General features: G+C 42.4%; 10 protein-coding genes. 3 read left to right on the top strand and 7 right to left on the bottom strand.

From position 1 onward, the window contains the following. Positions 1-18: 18 nt before the first annotated feature. Entirely contained in the window at positions 19-939 is a 921-nt protein-coding gene (locus V6R21_RS02875; protein ID WP_334239830.1) for a transposase family protein, read from the top strand. Here the strand turns inward: V6R21_RS02875 and V6R21_RS02870 are convergent. Then, on the bottom strand, positions 895-1,587 hold the full coding sequence (locus V6R21_RS02870; RefSeq protein WP_334240702.1) for a CPBP family intramembrane glutamic endopeptidase: 693 nt from the start codon (positions 1,585-1,587) through the stop codon (positions 895-897). The two genes, V6R21_RS02875 and V6R21_RS02870, sit on opposite strands and share 45 nt — an antisense overlap. Positions 1,588-1,805: 218 nt before the next feature. Between V6R21_RS02870 and V6R21_RS02865 the strand changes: the two genes are divergently transcribed. After that, the gene (locus tag V6R21_RS02865; protein ID WP_334240701.1) at positions 1,806-3,833 is read left to right on the top strand and encodes a glycoside hydrolase family 97 protein; all 2,028 of its coding nucleotides are present in this window, start codon (positions 1,806-1,808) and stop codon (positions 3,831-3,833) included. A gap of 78 nt (positions 3,834-3,911) precedes the next feature. Here the strand turns inward: V6R21_RS02865 and V6R21_RS02860 are convergent, their stop codons facing one another. The 4 genes from V6R21_RS02860 to V6R21_RS02845 form a co-directional block, all read right to left on the bottom strand. Continuing rightward, a complete protein-coding gene (locus tag V6R21_RS02860; RefSeq protein WP_334240699.1) occupies positions 3,912-5,555 on the bottom strand; it encodes a DUF6377 domain-containing protein in 1,644 nt (547 codons plus the stop codon). Positions 5,556-6,020: 465 nt separating this feature from the next. Next, positions 6,021-6,731, bottom strand: a complete 711-nt coding sequence (locus V6R21_RS02855; protein WP_334240697.1) for a bifunctional 4-hydroxy-2-oxoglutarate aldolase/2-dehydro-3-deoxy-phosphogluconate aldolase — start codon at positions 6,729-6,731, stop codon at positions 6,021-6,023. Positions 6,732-6,760: 29 nt separating this feature from the next. Beyond that, positions 6,761-7,780 (bottom strand): sugar kinase, encoded by a 1,020-nt coding sequence (locus tag V6R21_RS02850; protein WP_334240695.1) that lies wholly within the window; start codon positions 7,778-7,780, stop codon positions 6,761-6,763. An 8-nt stretch (positions 7,781-7,788) separates the two neighbouring features. Next, complete coding sequence (locus V6R21_RS02845) at positions 7,789-8,820, bottom strand: LacI family DNA-binding transcriptional regulator (RefSeq protein WP_334240693.1); 1,032 nt, start codon at positions 8,818-8,820, stop codon at positions 7,789-7,791. A 284-nt stretch (positions 8,821-9,104) separates the two neighbouring features. Here V6R21_RS02845 and V6R21_RS02840 point away from each other — a divergent pair, with 284 nt between their 5' ends. Beyond that, the gene (locus V6R21_RS02840; RefSeq protein WP_334240691.1) at positions 9,105-10,487 is read left to right on the top strand and encodes an FAD-binding oxidoreductase; all 1,383 of its coding nucleotides are present in this window, start codon (positions 9,105-9,107) and stop codon (positions 10,485-10,487) included. A 335-nt stretch (positions 10,488-10,822) separates the two neighbouring features. Here V6R21_RS02840 and V6R21_RS02835 read toward each other — a convergent pair whose 3' ends face one another. Both V6R21_RS02835 and V6R21_RS02830 read right to left on the bottom strand, forming a co-directional pair. Continuing rightward, positions 10,823-12,154 carry a TolC family protein gene (locus tag V6R21_RS02835; RefSeq protein ID WP_334240689.1) on the bottom strand — a complete coding sequence of 444 codons (1,332 nt, stop codon included), beginning with the start codon at positions 12,152-12,154 and terminating at the stop codon, positions 10,823-10,825. Positions 12,155-12,158: 4 nt separating this feature from the next. Next, positions 12,159-15,260 (bottom strand): efflux RND transporter permease subunit, encoded by a 3,102-nt coding sequence (locus tag V6R21_RS02830; RefSeq protein ID WP_334240687.1) that lies wholly within the window; start codon positions 15,258-15,260, stop codon positions 12,159-12,161. Positions 15,261-15,290: the final 30 nt, after the last annotated feature.

Below are 15,290 nucleotides of genomic sequence, written 5' to 3'. Positions count from 1 at the left end.
CAAAGCACTCATTTAGTTGTGAAACCTAAATCCATAAGTGCCCGTCGCCTACAGAGTTTAACGTCCTTGACCAAGGAAGAGTTGAGAGAATTGGAAGGAATTTTCTCATATGTTTATGTTGAAGCCTTACAGCAGTATACCATGAAAGGGAGGCCTCGCAGGAAGCCTTTGAAGAAGCTGGATGATTACCGTAACAGCAGTCTCCAAGGGATAGAGACTAAACTCTTTTTTATTCTATATAGCTTGAAGGAGAATCCCACGCAAGAATCACTAGGATTGTATTTCAATATCAGTCAAAGTAAGGTAAGTGAATGGCTATATTTCCTGGGAAACTGCTTACTACAAACATTAAATTATGTAGGAGAGCTACCTGCCAATGTAATGGAAGAGTTTCGAAAAAAACTTAAGCCTTACTGGAGTGAAGTATTCTTAGTGGATGGAGTAGAACGCCTCATACAGCGTCCAAAGGACTCGGAAAAGCAAAAGATGAACTACAGTGGAAAGAAGAAGAGACATACTACCAAGAACCTTGTCATCACCGACAAAGAGGGTAAGCAAGTGCTCTATCTTTCTGAGACTGTAGCAGGTAGTATTCATGATAAAAAGCTTTTTGATCAACAACAGTTTGCCTTTCCTAAAAAAGGTATCAAGCTACTGGGGGACTTAGCCTTCAAGGGCATTGATCTTGATAATGTTACATTCATTGTGCCTATCAAAAAACACAAAGGGATTGAGCTACCTGATTTTATGAAAGAGGCGAATAGAAAGCTGGCAAGTATAAGGGTTCGTGTTGAGCATGCTATCTGCGGGATTAAAAGGCTCAGAATCCTCAAGGATATTTTCAGGCTAAGAAGAGAAGGGGCATTAGATAGAGTGATGAAAATTGGAGCGGGTTTACATAACTTCAGATCTCGAAGGAGAAGACTTGTTAATACATAGATTGTTAATCGTGATAAATACTAATAATAAAGATGTATTGACTGCTATATGTATAATACTTGTCAAAGTAAGGTTATTAGTTTTATAAAAAACATACCCAATATATAACCCAAATATTGTAGACCATACAATTTTGTAAAGCTCAATATGTACTATACCAAATAAAATAGCCGAGATAATAATTGCCTTTTTAGGGCTAAACCTTGTAAGTAATCCACTGAGAAAGATATTTCTAAATATCAACTCTTCTATGATCGGCCCAATTAAAGACATTGAAATAAATGTAAATAGAGAAGTGAAAGGAGAGTCAATAACAGCTGTTTTATCATTATAATGATAGATAAGCTCGTTTATAGGAGCTTCTACTCCAATTGAAAATAAAACGATAGGAAAGGAGAAAAGAACAGCCTCTCTAATATTTGTATGCCTAAAGAAGTATTTAGGTTTAACACCTCTTTTTATATTTATGACATGGTAAAACATAAGTAAAAAGAGTGTGATTAAGACTACAAAGGTTGGAATAATAAACTCTCTTGTTACAAATCCATTTTGCTCTAGAATTAATAATGGAGATGCTAATGAAATGGATAATAGGGTCAATAATACAAATTGAAGTATTGTATTTGGGAATAGTTTTTTGTCAGTCATATGAATGTTTATTTTAAAAAGTGGATTCAATTTAAATGATAGTATTATTTAATACAAATACACTTGTAAGTGAGATGTAGCATCGATTAAGGTAATATCTTATTGAAGGTTGAAACTGTTTTGTATGTCTGTAACTTATCGCTACTTGATTTTTATCAGTTCTAGAATAAATGCTTTCCCTTACCTTTGGTTACTTGATTCAACCAAATTCCGAACAAATGACTAAACTAAAACAACTGGCTATGTTGTTGGCAGGTTTCCTTATGCTGTCAGCATGCGATAATCATCAAAAGGAGACGCTGGAACTCAGCTCACCTGACAAGCAAAACCAATTGACTGTAGGGATAGATAATGAAGGGAAGGTTTTTTATCTGGTTAGCCGCAATCAACAAACTGTACTGGACACCTCTTATCTGGGATGGACATTAAAGACAGCGAATCTTCAAAAAGGCTTTGAGATGGTCGACGCTTCAACTGACCATAAAAAGGAACAATGGGAAGCGCCTTGGGGAGAGCGTAAACAGCATCTTAATGAGTACAATGAACTGACACTGAATCTTCAACAAGGTGACAGGAAAGTACAGCTAGCTTTCAGAGCATTCGATGATGGTGTGGCATTCCGTTATGAGATTCCTGCCGTTTCACTTGAGGATAGCCTTTTCCTGATGGAAGAACACACTCAGTTCAATTTTAAGCAGGACCTGTCAGCTTGGTGGATCCATGCCAATTACGATACGTACGAACAGCTTTATAAGCATTCGCCACTTTCTGAAGTGAAAGATGCGAGTACACCAATCACTTTTGAGTCAGCAGACGGCAAGCTTGCCGCCAGTATCCACGAGGCTGCCCTGACGGACTTTGCTGAGATGATGCTTTACAAGGAGGCGGATAATCCGTTGTGTCTCCGTTCTGTACTGACTCCTTGGCCGGATAAGGTAAAGGTTAGGGCAAAGGGAACGTTGAAAAGCCCTTGGCGTACCCTGCAACTTGCAGACAATGCCGCAGGTTTGGTCATGTCAGATATGATACTGAACCTCAACGAGCCTAGCAAGATTACAGATACGAGCTGGATACAACCGATGAAATATGTCGGAGTTTGGTGGGGTATGCATATTGGTCATCAGACATGGACAATGGGACCACGTCATGGCGCGACAACCAAACATGCTTTGGAATACATCGACTTTGCCGCTGCCAACAATATACAGGCGGTACTTTTTGAGGGCTGGAATACTGGCTGGGACAAATGGGGAGAGAAGGATGCTTTTGACCATATCACGCCGTATGCAGATTTTGATTTGGATAAGGTAGCTGCCTACTGTAAGGAAAAAGGGATTGCCTTGATCATGCACAATGAGACAGGTGGTGATATTCCATCTTACGAGGCATTGATGGATAAGGCTTTTGCCAAGTACCGTAAGTTGGGTGCAGAAGGCGTGAAGACGGGATATGCAGGAGGTATTATGCCACGTGGTCATTACCATCACGGACAGTTTATGGTACGTCATTACCGTAAGGTTGTGGAACTTGCAGCCAAGTATCACCTGATGTTGGATGTCCACGAGCCGATCAAGGATACGGGCATCCGTCGTACATGGCCCAACATGATGACAAGGGAAGGTGTAAGAGGAATGGAGTGGAATGGCTGGAGTGATGGCAATCCGCCATCGCATCACCTGATTATTCCATTTACCAGAGGACTGGGCGGCCCGATTGATTATACGCCAGGTATCTTTGACCTGAAGTATGAGCGTTACAATGATCGTGTGGCTTGGAACACCACAGCCCAAGTGATGGGGGAAGCCCGTATTCATACCACGCTTTCCAAACAGTTGGCATTGTTTGTCACTTTGTACTCACCACTTCAGATGGCTTCGGATATGATTGAGAACTACGAAGGGCATCCGGCTTTCCAGTTTATTCGTGATGTACCTGCCGACTGGGATGATACAAAATTACTGGATGCCAAGATCGGGGAACATATGGTGACTGCCCGTCGAAAAGGAACCAACTGGTATGTGGGTGGCGCTACGGCTGACAATGCCCATACGTTTGAGATGGATTTCTCTTTCCTGCCGGAAGGAAAAAAATATCAGGCTACCCTGTATGCTGACAGCGAGGAGACAAATTTGGAAAGCAATCCTGGCACATACCGAATTGAGAAACTGACAGTTGATCGTCAGACTAAGCTCAGTATTCCTTGTACAAAAAGTGGCGGGTTTGCCATAAGTATACTTGCGGAATAAATAGCGCTATATAAAACAAAATAGCCCCCTGAATTCCATTTGGAAAACAGGGGGCTGTTTTGTTCTCAGCAGGTTTATCTAAATGGGCTTAATCTCCATAATGCTTCTCTCAAATTCATCATTGGATGTTTTTGCCTTCTTCTTGATCCTTGTCTTATAGGTATAGATGGTGTTCACCGTATATTCCAGGATATTGGCAATCTTGTCCGTATCAGTAATGCCCATACGGATTAGGGCAAAGATGCGCAAGTCTGTGTTGAGCAATTCGTTTTCTTCCAGTTTTACCTGATCTTCCTCCTCAAAGTTGCTGTTGAATTCCTCTATAAAGTGTGGGAACAGGTCCAAAAATATCTTGTCGAAATTCTTGAACAGTTCCAGCCTCATCTTTCGGAGATCCATATTGTTGAGAACAACCTTGATATGGTCGTATTTCTTTTCCATCAGCTTGTTCTCGATAGAAGACTTGAATTTATGGATCTTCTCAAGGTACTCTGAAGTCACACTGAAGTAGTAACCGATATACTTCTCCTTGATCTTGTTGGAATCCATCAGCTGCTCGTTGGCATCCTTGAGTTTCTGGTTGGTCTCGTTCAGGATCGTATTGGTGTGGGTGAGTTCCCGCTCGGTTTTTCTGATACGCTTCAGTTGCTTGAAGATTACAATGGCAAATACCACTACCAATACAGACAGCAACGTAATTGCCAGTGAATAGAAAATCAGCAGTTCTTTCTGGTTTTCTACAAGGTTCAGTTTCTCCTCCTCAAGAATTGGGAGAATTGCCCCGATCTGAATCTTACGGTGTCTTGCCCCATAGAAGTTGGCATCATCCAAGGCGTGTCTGGCGTAAGTGTATGCCTTTCGGATATTTCCTCTTTTATGCAGAATGCCAGCAAGTGTCAGCGTGGCTGCCGTTTCTTTTGTGGACGACCTGATATCATAGATGGCAGCCTGAGCCAGCAGGGTAGTGGCTTTCTCATCGTCACCGATTTTCAGGTAAATATCGCTCAAGGTGGAGGCAACGATGGCGCCTTCATGGTAAGACAGACGGTTACAGTCATTGCAGTCAAGCAAGGCTCGCAAGTCAGAGATACCACGTTGGATATCGGATCTTCGGGCACTTCTAAGCCCTCGGTAATAAAGGAAATGGTAAGAGTCAGGCTCTGCATATTTCAGTACCGAATCAATATATTGATGTCCTTCCTTGTTGTAGATCGGGGAATAGTAATTGTCGTTGGAATAGTCCGTCAGCCCGTAATATATTTTAGCTTTCAAAGCGTAATACTCCACCTTAGTCGCATTCGGTTTGCCCGAAATATCCAAGACATTGAGAGAATCAATGGCTTCCTTAAACATCCCTGATGAAAGCAGGATAAAGCTGGACTCAAGTCTTGTTTTAAGGATTTTGTCCTGATCATTCAGTTGGAATGCCACATCTTTCAGTTGCGACAGGTAATGGTAAGCCGAATCATAATGAAAGGAGTTGTACTCACGGTACAGCCTGTTGTAAAGGTCATACCTTCCTTGCAAATCATTAGATTCCAGTGATTTGACACGGTCTTTTAAAGAGAGGATGTAACTTGATTTTTCATTGACATAAACCTCTTTTTTGCTCAGCTCCTCATCCAATACTTTCAGAATACTGTCCATTTCTGATTGGCTATAACCAAACAGCGGCAGCAGCATCAGCAGAAAAAGGAGGAAGTTTGTAAAATATCTCATCATAACATCAATAAAGCGGTATTCAATAGGTAAAGTCGTTGTTGGGATGCTTACCGGCTAAGTATTGAGCTAATGAACCAGATTGATTTGGGGCTAACGAAGTTAGTTTATTACCCATATTGTCTGATACCTAATACGAACACGATAATGTTTGTTAGTTTAAGCGCAAACGGCTCTTCATATTGTACAGTTTACACTTCATACAATGATAAATTCTTTATTATTGAAATACAACTTTGAAGAGGGGGAGTTATGAAAGGATTATAAACTAAACTTAAAAAGGAAAGGGTTAACACTTAATTGGAGCAGTAATTTGAATTGGGAAAGGCGGTTCTTTTTTGAACTTCATTTATGTAATTGAAAAATCTATTAGATCATTGGTTTGTTTTCTTAAAAAGAGGCAAAATAAAATGAAAGGCAGGGGAAACCTATTATAATTGATTTCCCCTGCCTTTCTTCTGTTTTAACTTAAGTATGGCTGACTGTAGTTTCCTCTACATTCAATATAGTCCGTCCCATTTCTCTTACAGCTTCAGTCAGTTCTGACAATTTACTTTCGATCTGAATCAGGTTATAGCTGCCATCCTCATTCTTAGGGAAAAGTTTTGAGCCAATACCTACGCAATGCGCACCGCCTTTAAGCCAATGGGTGACCATCTCCTTTTCAGGCTCTATTCCTCCTGTCGGCATAATGCTGCTCCAAGGGCAAGGGCCTTTGGCTGCCTGAATAAATTTGAGCCCACCAACCTGTTCGGCAGGAAAAATCTTCACCACTTCGGCACCCAGTTCTTCTGCTTCAGATATCTCAGAAAGCGAACCACAACCCGGCATCCAAGCTACCTTGCGACGGTTACAAACCTTAGCCATTTCAGGATTCATTACAGGCGAAACCACGAAGTTGGTACCGAGCTGCATATAGAGTGCTGCGGTAGCCGGATCAAGCACAGAGCCAATACCCAAAATCATATGGGGCAGTTCCTCTGCGGCAAACTTGATCAGCTTGCCAAAAGTCTCGTGAGCAAAGTCACCTCGGTTGGTAAACTCAAACACCCTGATTCTTGCACGGTAGCAAGCAGTCAGTATCTCCTTGCATGTTTCAAAATCCTGATGGTAAAAGACAGGGATAATACCTGTTTCGTATGCCTTGACAGCAACTTCTATTCGGCTAAATCTTGCCATTTTATTGGATTTTAGTCTTTCTCAAAAAATTACCTTGAAACCCTGCCCGCATCGTGTCCGGCAGCAAGCTGTTCCACTTCCTGTACTGTTGACAGGCTGATATCCCCATGAATGGTGTGCTTGAGGCATGAAGCTGCCGCCGCAAAGTTGATGACCTGCTGGTAATCGCTTTCATAGCTCAGCATCCCGTGGATGAGTCCAGCCATAAAGGCATCTCCACCACCAACACGGTCTACCATGGTAGGCATATCATAGGTTGGGGAGTGGTAAGTGTTTTCTCCATCATAGAATACACCTGCAATGCTGTTGTGTGAAGCGGAATAGGACTTACGCAAGCTGGTGGCTACCCATTTCACAGAAGGAAAATGCTCCTTGATTCTCTGTGGCGTCGCATCATACCCATCCGAATCCTTGAACTGGACACCCAACATGATTCTGGCATCGTCTTTTCCTCCCAATACGAGGTCACACATAGAGATAAGTTCCGGCATAATGGCAGCAGGAGAGGTACCGTATTGCCATAGCTTACCCCTGTAATTCAGGTCACAGGAAATCGTCACGCCATGACGTTTGGCTGCTGTGAGTGCTTCCATGCAAACTTCTACAGCAGAGATAGACAGGGCAGGTGTAATGCCTGACCAGTGAAACCATTGCGTGTTTTCAAAAATGGCATCCCAGTCTATCATGCCCTGTTCTATGGTGGCCATGCCTGAATTGGCACGGTCATAAATCACAGAGGAATTGCGTTGCATGGTACCAGTTTCCAAAAAGTAGACGCCCATTCTTTCTCCACCAAACTGGATATGCTGGGTATCTACTCCATAAAATGCCAGTTGTGATTTGGCTGTTTTACCTATGGTGTTGTCGGGCAGTCGTGTGATGAACTGACTATTATGTCCCATACTGGCGAGCGATGCAGCCACATTGGCTTCTGCTCCACCATAATTGGCTTCAAAGGATTTTGCCTGCTGAATTTTCTGATGTCCCGGAGGTGACAGTCGGAGCAGCAGTTCTCCGAAGCAAGTGATAGAAGGTTTTGGGGTTTGCATGTATTGCGTTATTTAGTTCTTATCGTGGATTCCCTGATGATCAGCTCACTTTTAAGAATGGCGATCTCGTGGGCATCCATTGGATTTTCTTCCTTGAGGAAGTGTAGCAATTTCTTGACTGCCAGTTGCCCAATTTCGTAGGCAGGTTGCCCAACTGTTGTAATGGCTGGAGAAATCAAGGCTGATGCAGGCTCATTACTGAAACCCGCGACCATTACGTCTTCAGGTACTTTAATGCCTTCTTCCTGTAAGACTTTTAGGGCGCTGATGGCTACCATATCACTAAGTCCAAGTACAGCATCAAACTCAACACCTTGTTTGAGCCATTCCCTGATAGCTTGTTCCCCATTTTCGTAAATCAGCTCTGTTTCCTTGATCAGCAATTGGCTTTCCATATTGAAGCCATTCTCTTTGAGCGTTTCGTAAATACCATTTATCCTGTCACGGTAAATGCTGGCTTGTCGGTCTCCTGTGATGACTGCCATTTTCTTGCAACCCTGATCGATCAGGTGTTGTGCAAGTTGGCGTGCAATCTTAAAGTCATCTGTCAGGATTTTGGAGGCATCTACCTCTTCAATATATCGGTCAAAGAAAAAAAGTGGGATGTCTCTTTCCTTGATCTGATTCAGATGTTTATAGCTTTTTGTACCTATTGCCGGAGAGATCAAAATGCCGTCCACTCGGCTGGAAATCAGGGTGTCAATATTTCTGATTTCCCGCTTCTCATTTTCCATTGACTGGCAAATCACGACACTGTACCCTTCAGCATAGGCTGTTTCCTCAATGCCACTGATGGCCTGAGAGAAAAAGTGTCTTGAGATTCTTGGGATGACTACACCGATGGTTTTTGAGCTGCTTTTACGTAAGTTGGCAGCCATTGAATTAGGCTGATAAGCCAACTTTTTGGCCGTTTTTTGTACCATCAAGCGTGTCTTTTCAGAAATACGCGGGTGATTATTCAATGCTCTCGAAACAGTTGAACTGTTTAGGTTCAGCGCTTTAGCTATATCGTGAATAGTTGTGGGCTTCTTTCTCTCCATCTCTTACTTCTTAATCAATATTTTTCGAATATAATCCAATTTATCACTTTGAGCAATCGATTGCATAAAAATTGTCATTTTCTCACTGAAAAGAAGTAGCGATCAAGTGGATGTTTCAAAAAAAACAAACATGTCTCCTAACGGTAAAAAACACTACAGATTCAAGTGTTTTGGGCTTACATAATTCCATATGTCTGAGGAACAATCTACAAGTCAAAAACCTTCTATAGTAATAGAAGTAACGGTTAATTCAATTATACACTAACACCCGAAAGGGCATTGACATGGTAGATGTTTCAGTATTTGAGTCGCTGAAAGCTGACTTCAGGGGTGAACTGATTCAGGAAGAAGATGCTCAGTATGATGATGTACGGAAGCTGTACAATGGAATGATTGACAAGCATCCGGGGTTGATTGCTCGTTGTTCTAACGTAGCAGATGTGATTACAGCTGTCAAGATTGCTCATCAGCACAGTTTGCTAGTGGCCATCCGAGGTGGAGGTCACAATGGTCCAGGATTGGGAAGTTGCGATGACGGATTACTGATCGACCTTTCTGGTATGAAAGGTATTCACTACAATCAGAATGACAAAACAGTGCGGGTAGAGCCTGGCTGTACACAAGGAGATGTTGACCATGCAACGCATGCTTTCGGGCGAGCGGTTCCGGCAGGGATTGTTTCATGTACCGGTATTGCAGGCCTTACTTTAGGAGGTGGACATGGTTACCTCTCACGCAAATATGGCTTGACCATCGATAATTTACTTGAAGCTGATGTGGTCTTGGCTGACGGAAGTCTGGTAACAGCAAGTGAGTTTCAGAATGAAGACCTGTTCTGGGCTATCCGAGGTGGTGGCGGTAATTTTGGTATAGTAGTTAGCTTCTTGTTCAAGACGCATCCGGTAGATATGGTATATGCTGGACCGATATTTTATGATATCAGCCATGCCAAGGAAATAATGCAGTGGTACCGAGGTTTCTTGCCAAACTGTCCAGTTGATCTTTGTCCATTTATAGGTCTGAAGACAGTACCTTCAACTCCTCCATTCCCTGAAGCAATTTGGGGTAAGAAAATATGTGCAATCATTTCTTGCTACACAGGCCCTTTGGATAAGGTGGATGAAATAATGAAACCGATTAAGGAAGAGCTTCCAGAGCCTTTGATGTATGGTATGCAGGAAATGCCATTTACAGCCATCCAGTCTTTGTTTGATCCACTATTGCCAAAAGGATTGCAGTGGTACTGGAAAGGGGACTTTGTCAAGGAATTGCCAGATGAGGCTATTGATGCGCATATAGAAAATATCATGAAGTCTCCTAGTGAACTGTCATTGATGCATATGTACCCAATTGATGGAGTTGTACACGATGTCAATCCTGAAGATACTGCTTGGAGTTGCCGTGATGCAAGATGGTCAATGGTAATTGCTGGTATTTCACCAGACCCAGAAAAGAAAGATGAATTGATGAAGTGGGGCAAAGCATATTGGGAGGCTGTCCACCCTTATAGTATGCAGGCTGCTTATGTCAACTTTATGATGGAAGAAGGAGACGAAAGAGTGAGGGCAACTTATGGTAGTAATTATGATAGGCTGGTACAGCTGAAATATAAGTATGACCCAAACAATTTCTTCTGTGTAAATCAGAATATTAAGCCAACTACTTAGACAAGTCAGCTCGCTGTAAGGTTTTGGTATCTACAAATCTTACAGCGAGTGTAAAATGTTGTATAAATAGTCCAATTTTATTTACAAAATAACATTTTGCATAAGTGTTTGATATTCAATTGTTAGTGCTTTTGTTATCATTGATTAACAAAAAAAGGTGATGAAATAGTACCATTATTTAATCAAATAGTACTATACTTGTATCATCAAACAACAACGAAATATCAATTCCCAATCAAACGGGAAAGTATATATAGATTTTGATTGATAATGGGTTAATAAATTAGGTTAAAGTGAAAACCTCTCTGGTATCCGGAGAGGTTTTTTTTTATACCTTATTCTGTGGCGGTCAGTTTCTTCAGTTCTGCCAATGATAACAGAATGCCAAGCTGGGCACTGTAGTACTTTGCTTTCGCTGCCGCCACTTCAGAGGCTACTTCCATAGCAGCCGCTTCCGTTTCAAGACCTGCTTTTACCATATTGTCAGAAAGTGACTGTTGTTCTTCCCTCAGTTGCATTGCTTTTAAAGCCGTAGCCTCCAATGCTTTGGAATGCTGATAGCTCAAATAGGCAGTTTGGATGGCAGTTTGATTGTCTTTGATGACCTTAGCTAAGTTTTCTTCAGCCATTTGTTTTTGGATAATACTGGTCTGCCTGTTGGCACTGCGTTTTCCAAAAGTGAAAATATCCCACTTGAGCATTAGTCCCAATAACTTATAGTCATCAGGAATAAAGTCAAAACCGCTTTGATATTGATAGGTACCAAACAGGAATAGCTCAGGTATGTAATCCCTGTTGGCATATGCTTCTCCATGATCAGCCTGTTCTACAGTTAGCTGAGCTTTTCTGATAGCAAGATTGTCACCTTCCTGTAATTTATTCAGGTCTGTTTTTAAATCTTCGGATGTGCTAGAAGTCATCTCCTGCAAATGAATCTTCTTGTTTGGTGGAATACCTATCAAGTTTTTCAGTTGACTGTGAAAGGTCGCCATTTCATGTTGGGTCTGGAGCTGCTCTTGTTTGAGATTTAGCAATTCGGCTTCCATTGCCAGTTTCTTGATCTTGAGTTGCAATCCTGCATCAATTGCATTTTCAAGATCTTTTAGGTCAGCTTCTTGAGCCTTTATTTTCCATTGCTGTTCTTCTAGTTCATACTGCTTGACAAGACTACCGAGGTACAGTTTTTTTACGCCCAAAGTCAGTTCTTGCTTGGCTTCTTCCAATGCAATTTGTTGGATCTCAAGTTGTGCGTTTGTTGCATCAACACCTGACTTTACCTTAAAAAGGGGAGTGATCGGTTGTATCAGGCTTATGCCTGCCAGAAAGGTGTTCTTCTCGGTAAAGTTAACAGGTATAGCAGGAAAGATAATTGGAATTGGTGCTGTAGGTAGATTGACTAAATCACCTTCCTGTACCTGTAATGGATCAGGGTTAAAGATGTACCCACCATTGGCGATTAGTTTTGGGTAATAGTTGTGTTTTGCATCCTTGACAGCTGCCTGAGCGAGGTCCATCTGAAAAGAGGCTAATTTTATTTCACTGCTTTCTGTAATGGCACGATCAATGGCTTCCTGCATACTCAGCGTGATCAGACTGTCTGTATCTTGAGCAGGAAGCCAAATGGAATATCCCAATAAAAAAGTTAGCAGCATCGGTATTATTTTCATCTTATCATTGGGTTTGGGTAGGGATAGAACTGGTATCGGCAGGTTCATTTTTAATAAAAAGCATATAAAGAATAGGCACAGCGATCAGTGTCATAAACATGGAGAAAATTAATCCAACAGCAATAACACTTGCCAATGGAGACCAAAGTGGAGAACCGGAGATGATCATAGGCAAGACTCCAACGGCAGCAGCCATCGTGGTAAGAAAGATGGGACGTAGTCTTCTTTTGCCTGCTTCCAAGGCAGCTTCTTTTGTGGACATGCCATGATCCCTGACGAGTTCATCTGCATGGTCTACCAGAATGATGGAGTTGCGCACTACCACACCTGACAGGCTGATCAATCCCAAAAAAGAAGTAAAGCCAAAAGGGTTGCCTGTCAATATTAACCCAGTAAAAGCTCCAAGCAGGCTGAGCGGGATGGCTGCCATCACAATCAGTGTTTCGGCAATATTCCGGAACTGAAAAAGCAGAATCACAAAAATCAGGATCAGGCTGATGCTGAGAGCTACAACCATCTCGGAGAAAGTTTCTTCCTGACTTTCATACTCTCCGCCATAGGTCATCTTATAACCTTTAGGAAGCTGAATTTTTTCCACGTCAGGTCGTATACTTGCCAATACGTCAGCGGGTAAAGCTCCTTCTGTTTCACACCCAATGGTGATGGTTCGGAGTCCATTTCTGTGAACTATCCTTCCGGTTTGCCATTCAGGTTCCAGGTTGGCAATTGCCCGCAAAGGTACCACTCCTCCTGTAACGGGTGAGGCTACATACAGGTCCGAAACGTCTTCGAAGGTGTTTCTACTGGTTTTCTCCAACCTGAATATTACGTCTACAGGTGTCTCGTTTTCCCATAGTTCGGTTACCGGATAGCCCCTAAAACCAATGGCAGTGTACATCCCGACAACACCCCTTGTAATACCCAGCTGGTTAGCGACTTCATCTTGGATATCGATCTTCAAGGAGAGCAGGTCATCTCTGAAGTTGGTCCTGACCCGTTTGGAGCCGGAGGTATTTTTCATGATTTCAACTACCTGTTCTCCAAGTTGCTTCAGTCTCTGTATATTGTTTCCACTGATGCGCACTTCCACCTGACTTTTAAGTGGCATGCCTTGCTGAAGGATTTTAACTTCTATATTTCCTTCGGGAACATCATTGGACAATTGGGAAGAGAGTTTCTCAGATAAGGTCGAAGTGGCTTCCTCAGAGATAGTATTGACCATCAGTTGGGCAAAATTATCAGCAGGAACTTCAGGTTCAAGGTTATAGTAAAATCGAGGAGCACTACCCCCAATAAAAGAGGCATAACTGGTAACATCATCTTCAGCAGAAAGGGCTTTTTCGATTTTCTTGACGGCTTGATCAGTCTTACTGAAACTGCTGCCTTCCGGTAAGGTAAGTTCCACTACAAACTGGTTTCGTTCAGCAGCAGGGAAAAACTTTTCTTTGACAAACAGCTTAAAACTTCCGCCCAGCATCACGACAAGTATGGCAAGCAACACAATGGTTTTAGGACGTTTAAATGCCCAATCAATGATACTGTCATATCCGCTTTGCATGGCATCTAATGGGGAAAACCGCTTTGGCTTGTCTTCACCTTTTCCTTCAGAAAGTCCCTTTTTGATAAAAGTATAGCATAGGTAGGGAGTCAGTAGCATGGCAACCATAAAGGAGCTGAAAAGGGCAATCGCTACTGCCAAAGGGAGCGAATAGATAAACTCTCCGACAATGCCTGAAAGGAAAGACATCGGTAAAAAGGATGCGATAATCGTAAGGGTCGCTGTCAGTACTGGAATAAACATATCTGAGGCACTGCGCCAACCTGCTTCCCATCGGCTTAACCCCTCATCCAGTTTTTCCACATAATTATCGGCAATGACAATGGCATCGTCCACGACCATACCTAGTACGATAATCAAACCTGCTAATGAAACCTGATGCAATTCAATTCCGGCAAAGTTGAGTGCGGCAAAGGTAAGTGCTACTGTTACTGGAATAGCCATTGCAGCAATGGAGGCAACACTGAATGGCAGTAGCAGCATTGTTACGATAATAACCGATACAATGGCAATGAAAAACTCACGGACAAAATGGTTGACACTTTCTTTGACGACAGTAGGCTGATCGACAATAATATTGGTGGAAACTCCTGTAGGGAAAAGGCTTTCAGCTTCTGAAACTTTAGCCCTTACATCATCTCCAAACTCTACAATATTGAAACCTTCCTGCATCTCGATAGCAATCAGGATCGTGTTTGTGTCATTGACCCTTACCTGATAGGTTGGGTCCTTGAATCCCCTTTTGATATTGGCAACATCTTTGAGCCTGACGGTTTCTCCCTGAGGCGTGATAAATATTTGTTGGTTACCCAACTCGACTTCTGAAGCATAAAAATTGGTAGTATGTAGAGGCAGGGTAATCTCTCCAATATTCAACTCTCCTGCATATTGTACAGTGTTCTGAGAACGAATAACCTTGATGATATCCTCTATTTTCAATCCATCTTTTCCGCTGTACTGTACCAACTGCTGAGAAGTGGAGGTGACAAAAATGGCTTCTTCCTGCTCACCATGCCGTTTGATTTTAGAGGTTTGGGGCAGTTCTCGGAGTGCATCTTCTACAAGCCTTACATACTGCCTCAACTGTGTTTGGTCAAGACTGTCTGATGAAATGGCAATGAGTAAGGCGACGGTGTCTCCAAAATCCGAGTCTACAACAGGAGACGTAGCCTCTGATGGGAGTGAGGTTTTGTAGAGGACGTTCAGCCCGTGTTGCAGTTTGCTCCAGAACAGGTCTGTATCCTTTACCCATTTCTGAAGCTCGACAACAATGATAACCCTTCCTTCTGTGGAGGTGGAATAGGTTTTTTCTTTCCTGACTTCTTCAAAGCTGAAGAGGTATTCCTCGATTTTGTGGGTGACTTGTTCTTCAACTTGCAGGTTATTGGCTCCGGGGTAATAGGAGACGACCAATGCCTGTGGAATTTCCATGGCAGGGTTTTCACGTCGAGGCATTTCCAGCAGTGCATAGACTCCAGCCAGCAGCGCCAATATGGTAAATACCAACGTGACCTGATGGTACTTCATGGATCCTTTTACAATTCGCATATTGCTTTAGGTCATTAAAAAAGCGAAACA

It is taken from the genome of Limibacter armeniacum (assembly GCF_036880985.1).
GTDB classification, from domain to species: domain Bacteria; phylum Bacteroidota; class Bacteroidia; order Cytophagales; family Flammeovirgaceae; genus Limibacter; species Limibacter armeniacum.
Note: the sequence above shows the minus strand (reverse complement) of the source record. Positions and strands in the feature narration are given on the sequence as shown.

What these genes read in the sequence shown, in the direction of transcription:
- V6R21_RS02870 (WP_334240702.1), bottom strand. Translation starts at nt 1,587, where the DNA reads ATGACTGACAAAAAACTATTCCCAAATACAATACTTCAATTTGTATTA.
- V6R21_RS02865 (WP_334240701.1), top strand. Translation starts at nt 1,806, where the DNA reads ATGACTAAACTAAAACAACTGGCTATGTTGTTGGCAGGTTTCCTTATG.
- V6R21_RS02860 (WP_334240699.1), bottom strand. Translation starts at nt 5,555, where the DNA reads ATGATGAGATATTTTACAAACTTCCTCCTTTTTCTGCTGATGCTGCTG.
- V6R21_RS02855 (WP_334240697.1), bottom strand. Translation starts at nt 6,731, where the DNA reads ATGGCAAGATTTAGCCGAATAGAAGTTGCTGTCAAGGCATACGAAACA.
- V6R21_RS02850 (WP_334240695.1), bottom strand. Translation starts at nt 7,780, where the DNA reads ATGCAAACCCCAAAACCTTCTATCACTTGCTTCGGAGAACTGCTGCTC.
- V6R21_RS02845 (WP_334240693.1), bottom strand. Translation starts at nt 8,820, where the DNA reads ATGGAGAGAAAGAAGCCCACAACTATTCACGATATAGCTAAAGCGCTG.
- V6R21_RS02840 (WP_334240691.1), top strand. Translation starts at nt 9,105, where the DNA reads ATGGTAGATGTTTCAGTATTTGAGTCGCTGAAAGCTGACTTCAGGGGT.
- V6R21_RS02835 (WP_334240689.1), bottom strand. Translation starts at nt 12,154, where the DNA reads ATGAAAATAATACCGATGCTGCTAACTTTTTTATTGGGATATTCCATT.
- V6R21_RS02830 (WP_334240687.1), bottom strand. Translation starts at nt 15,260, where the DNA reads ATGCGAATTGTAAAAGGATCCATGAAGTACCATCAGGTCACGTTGGTA.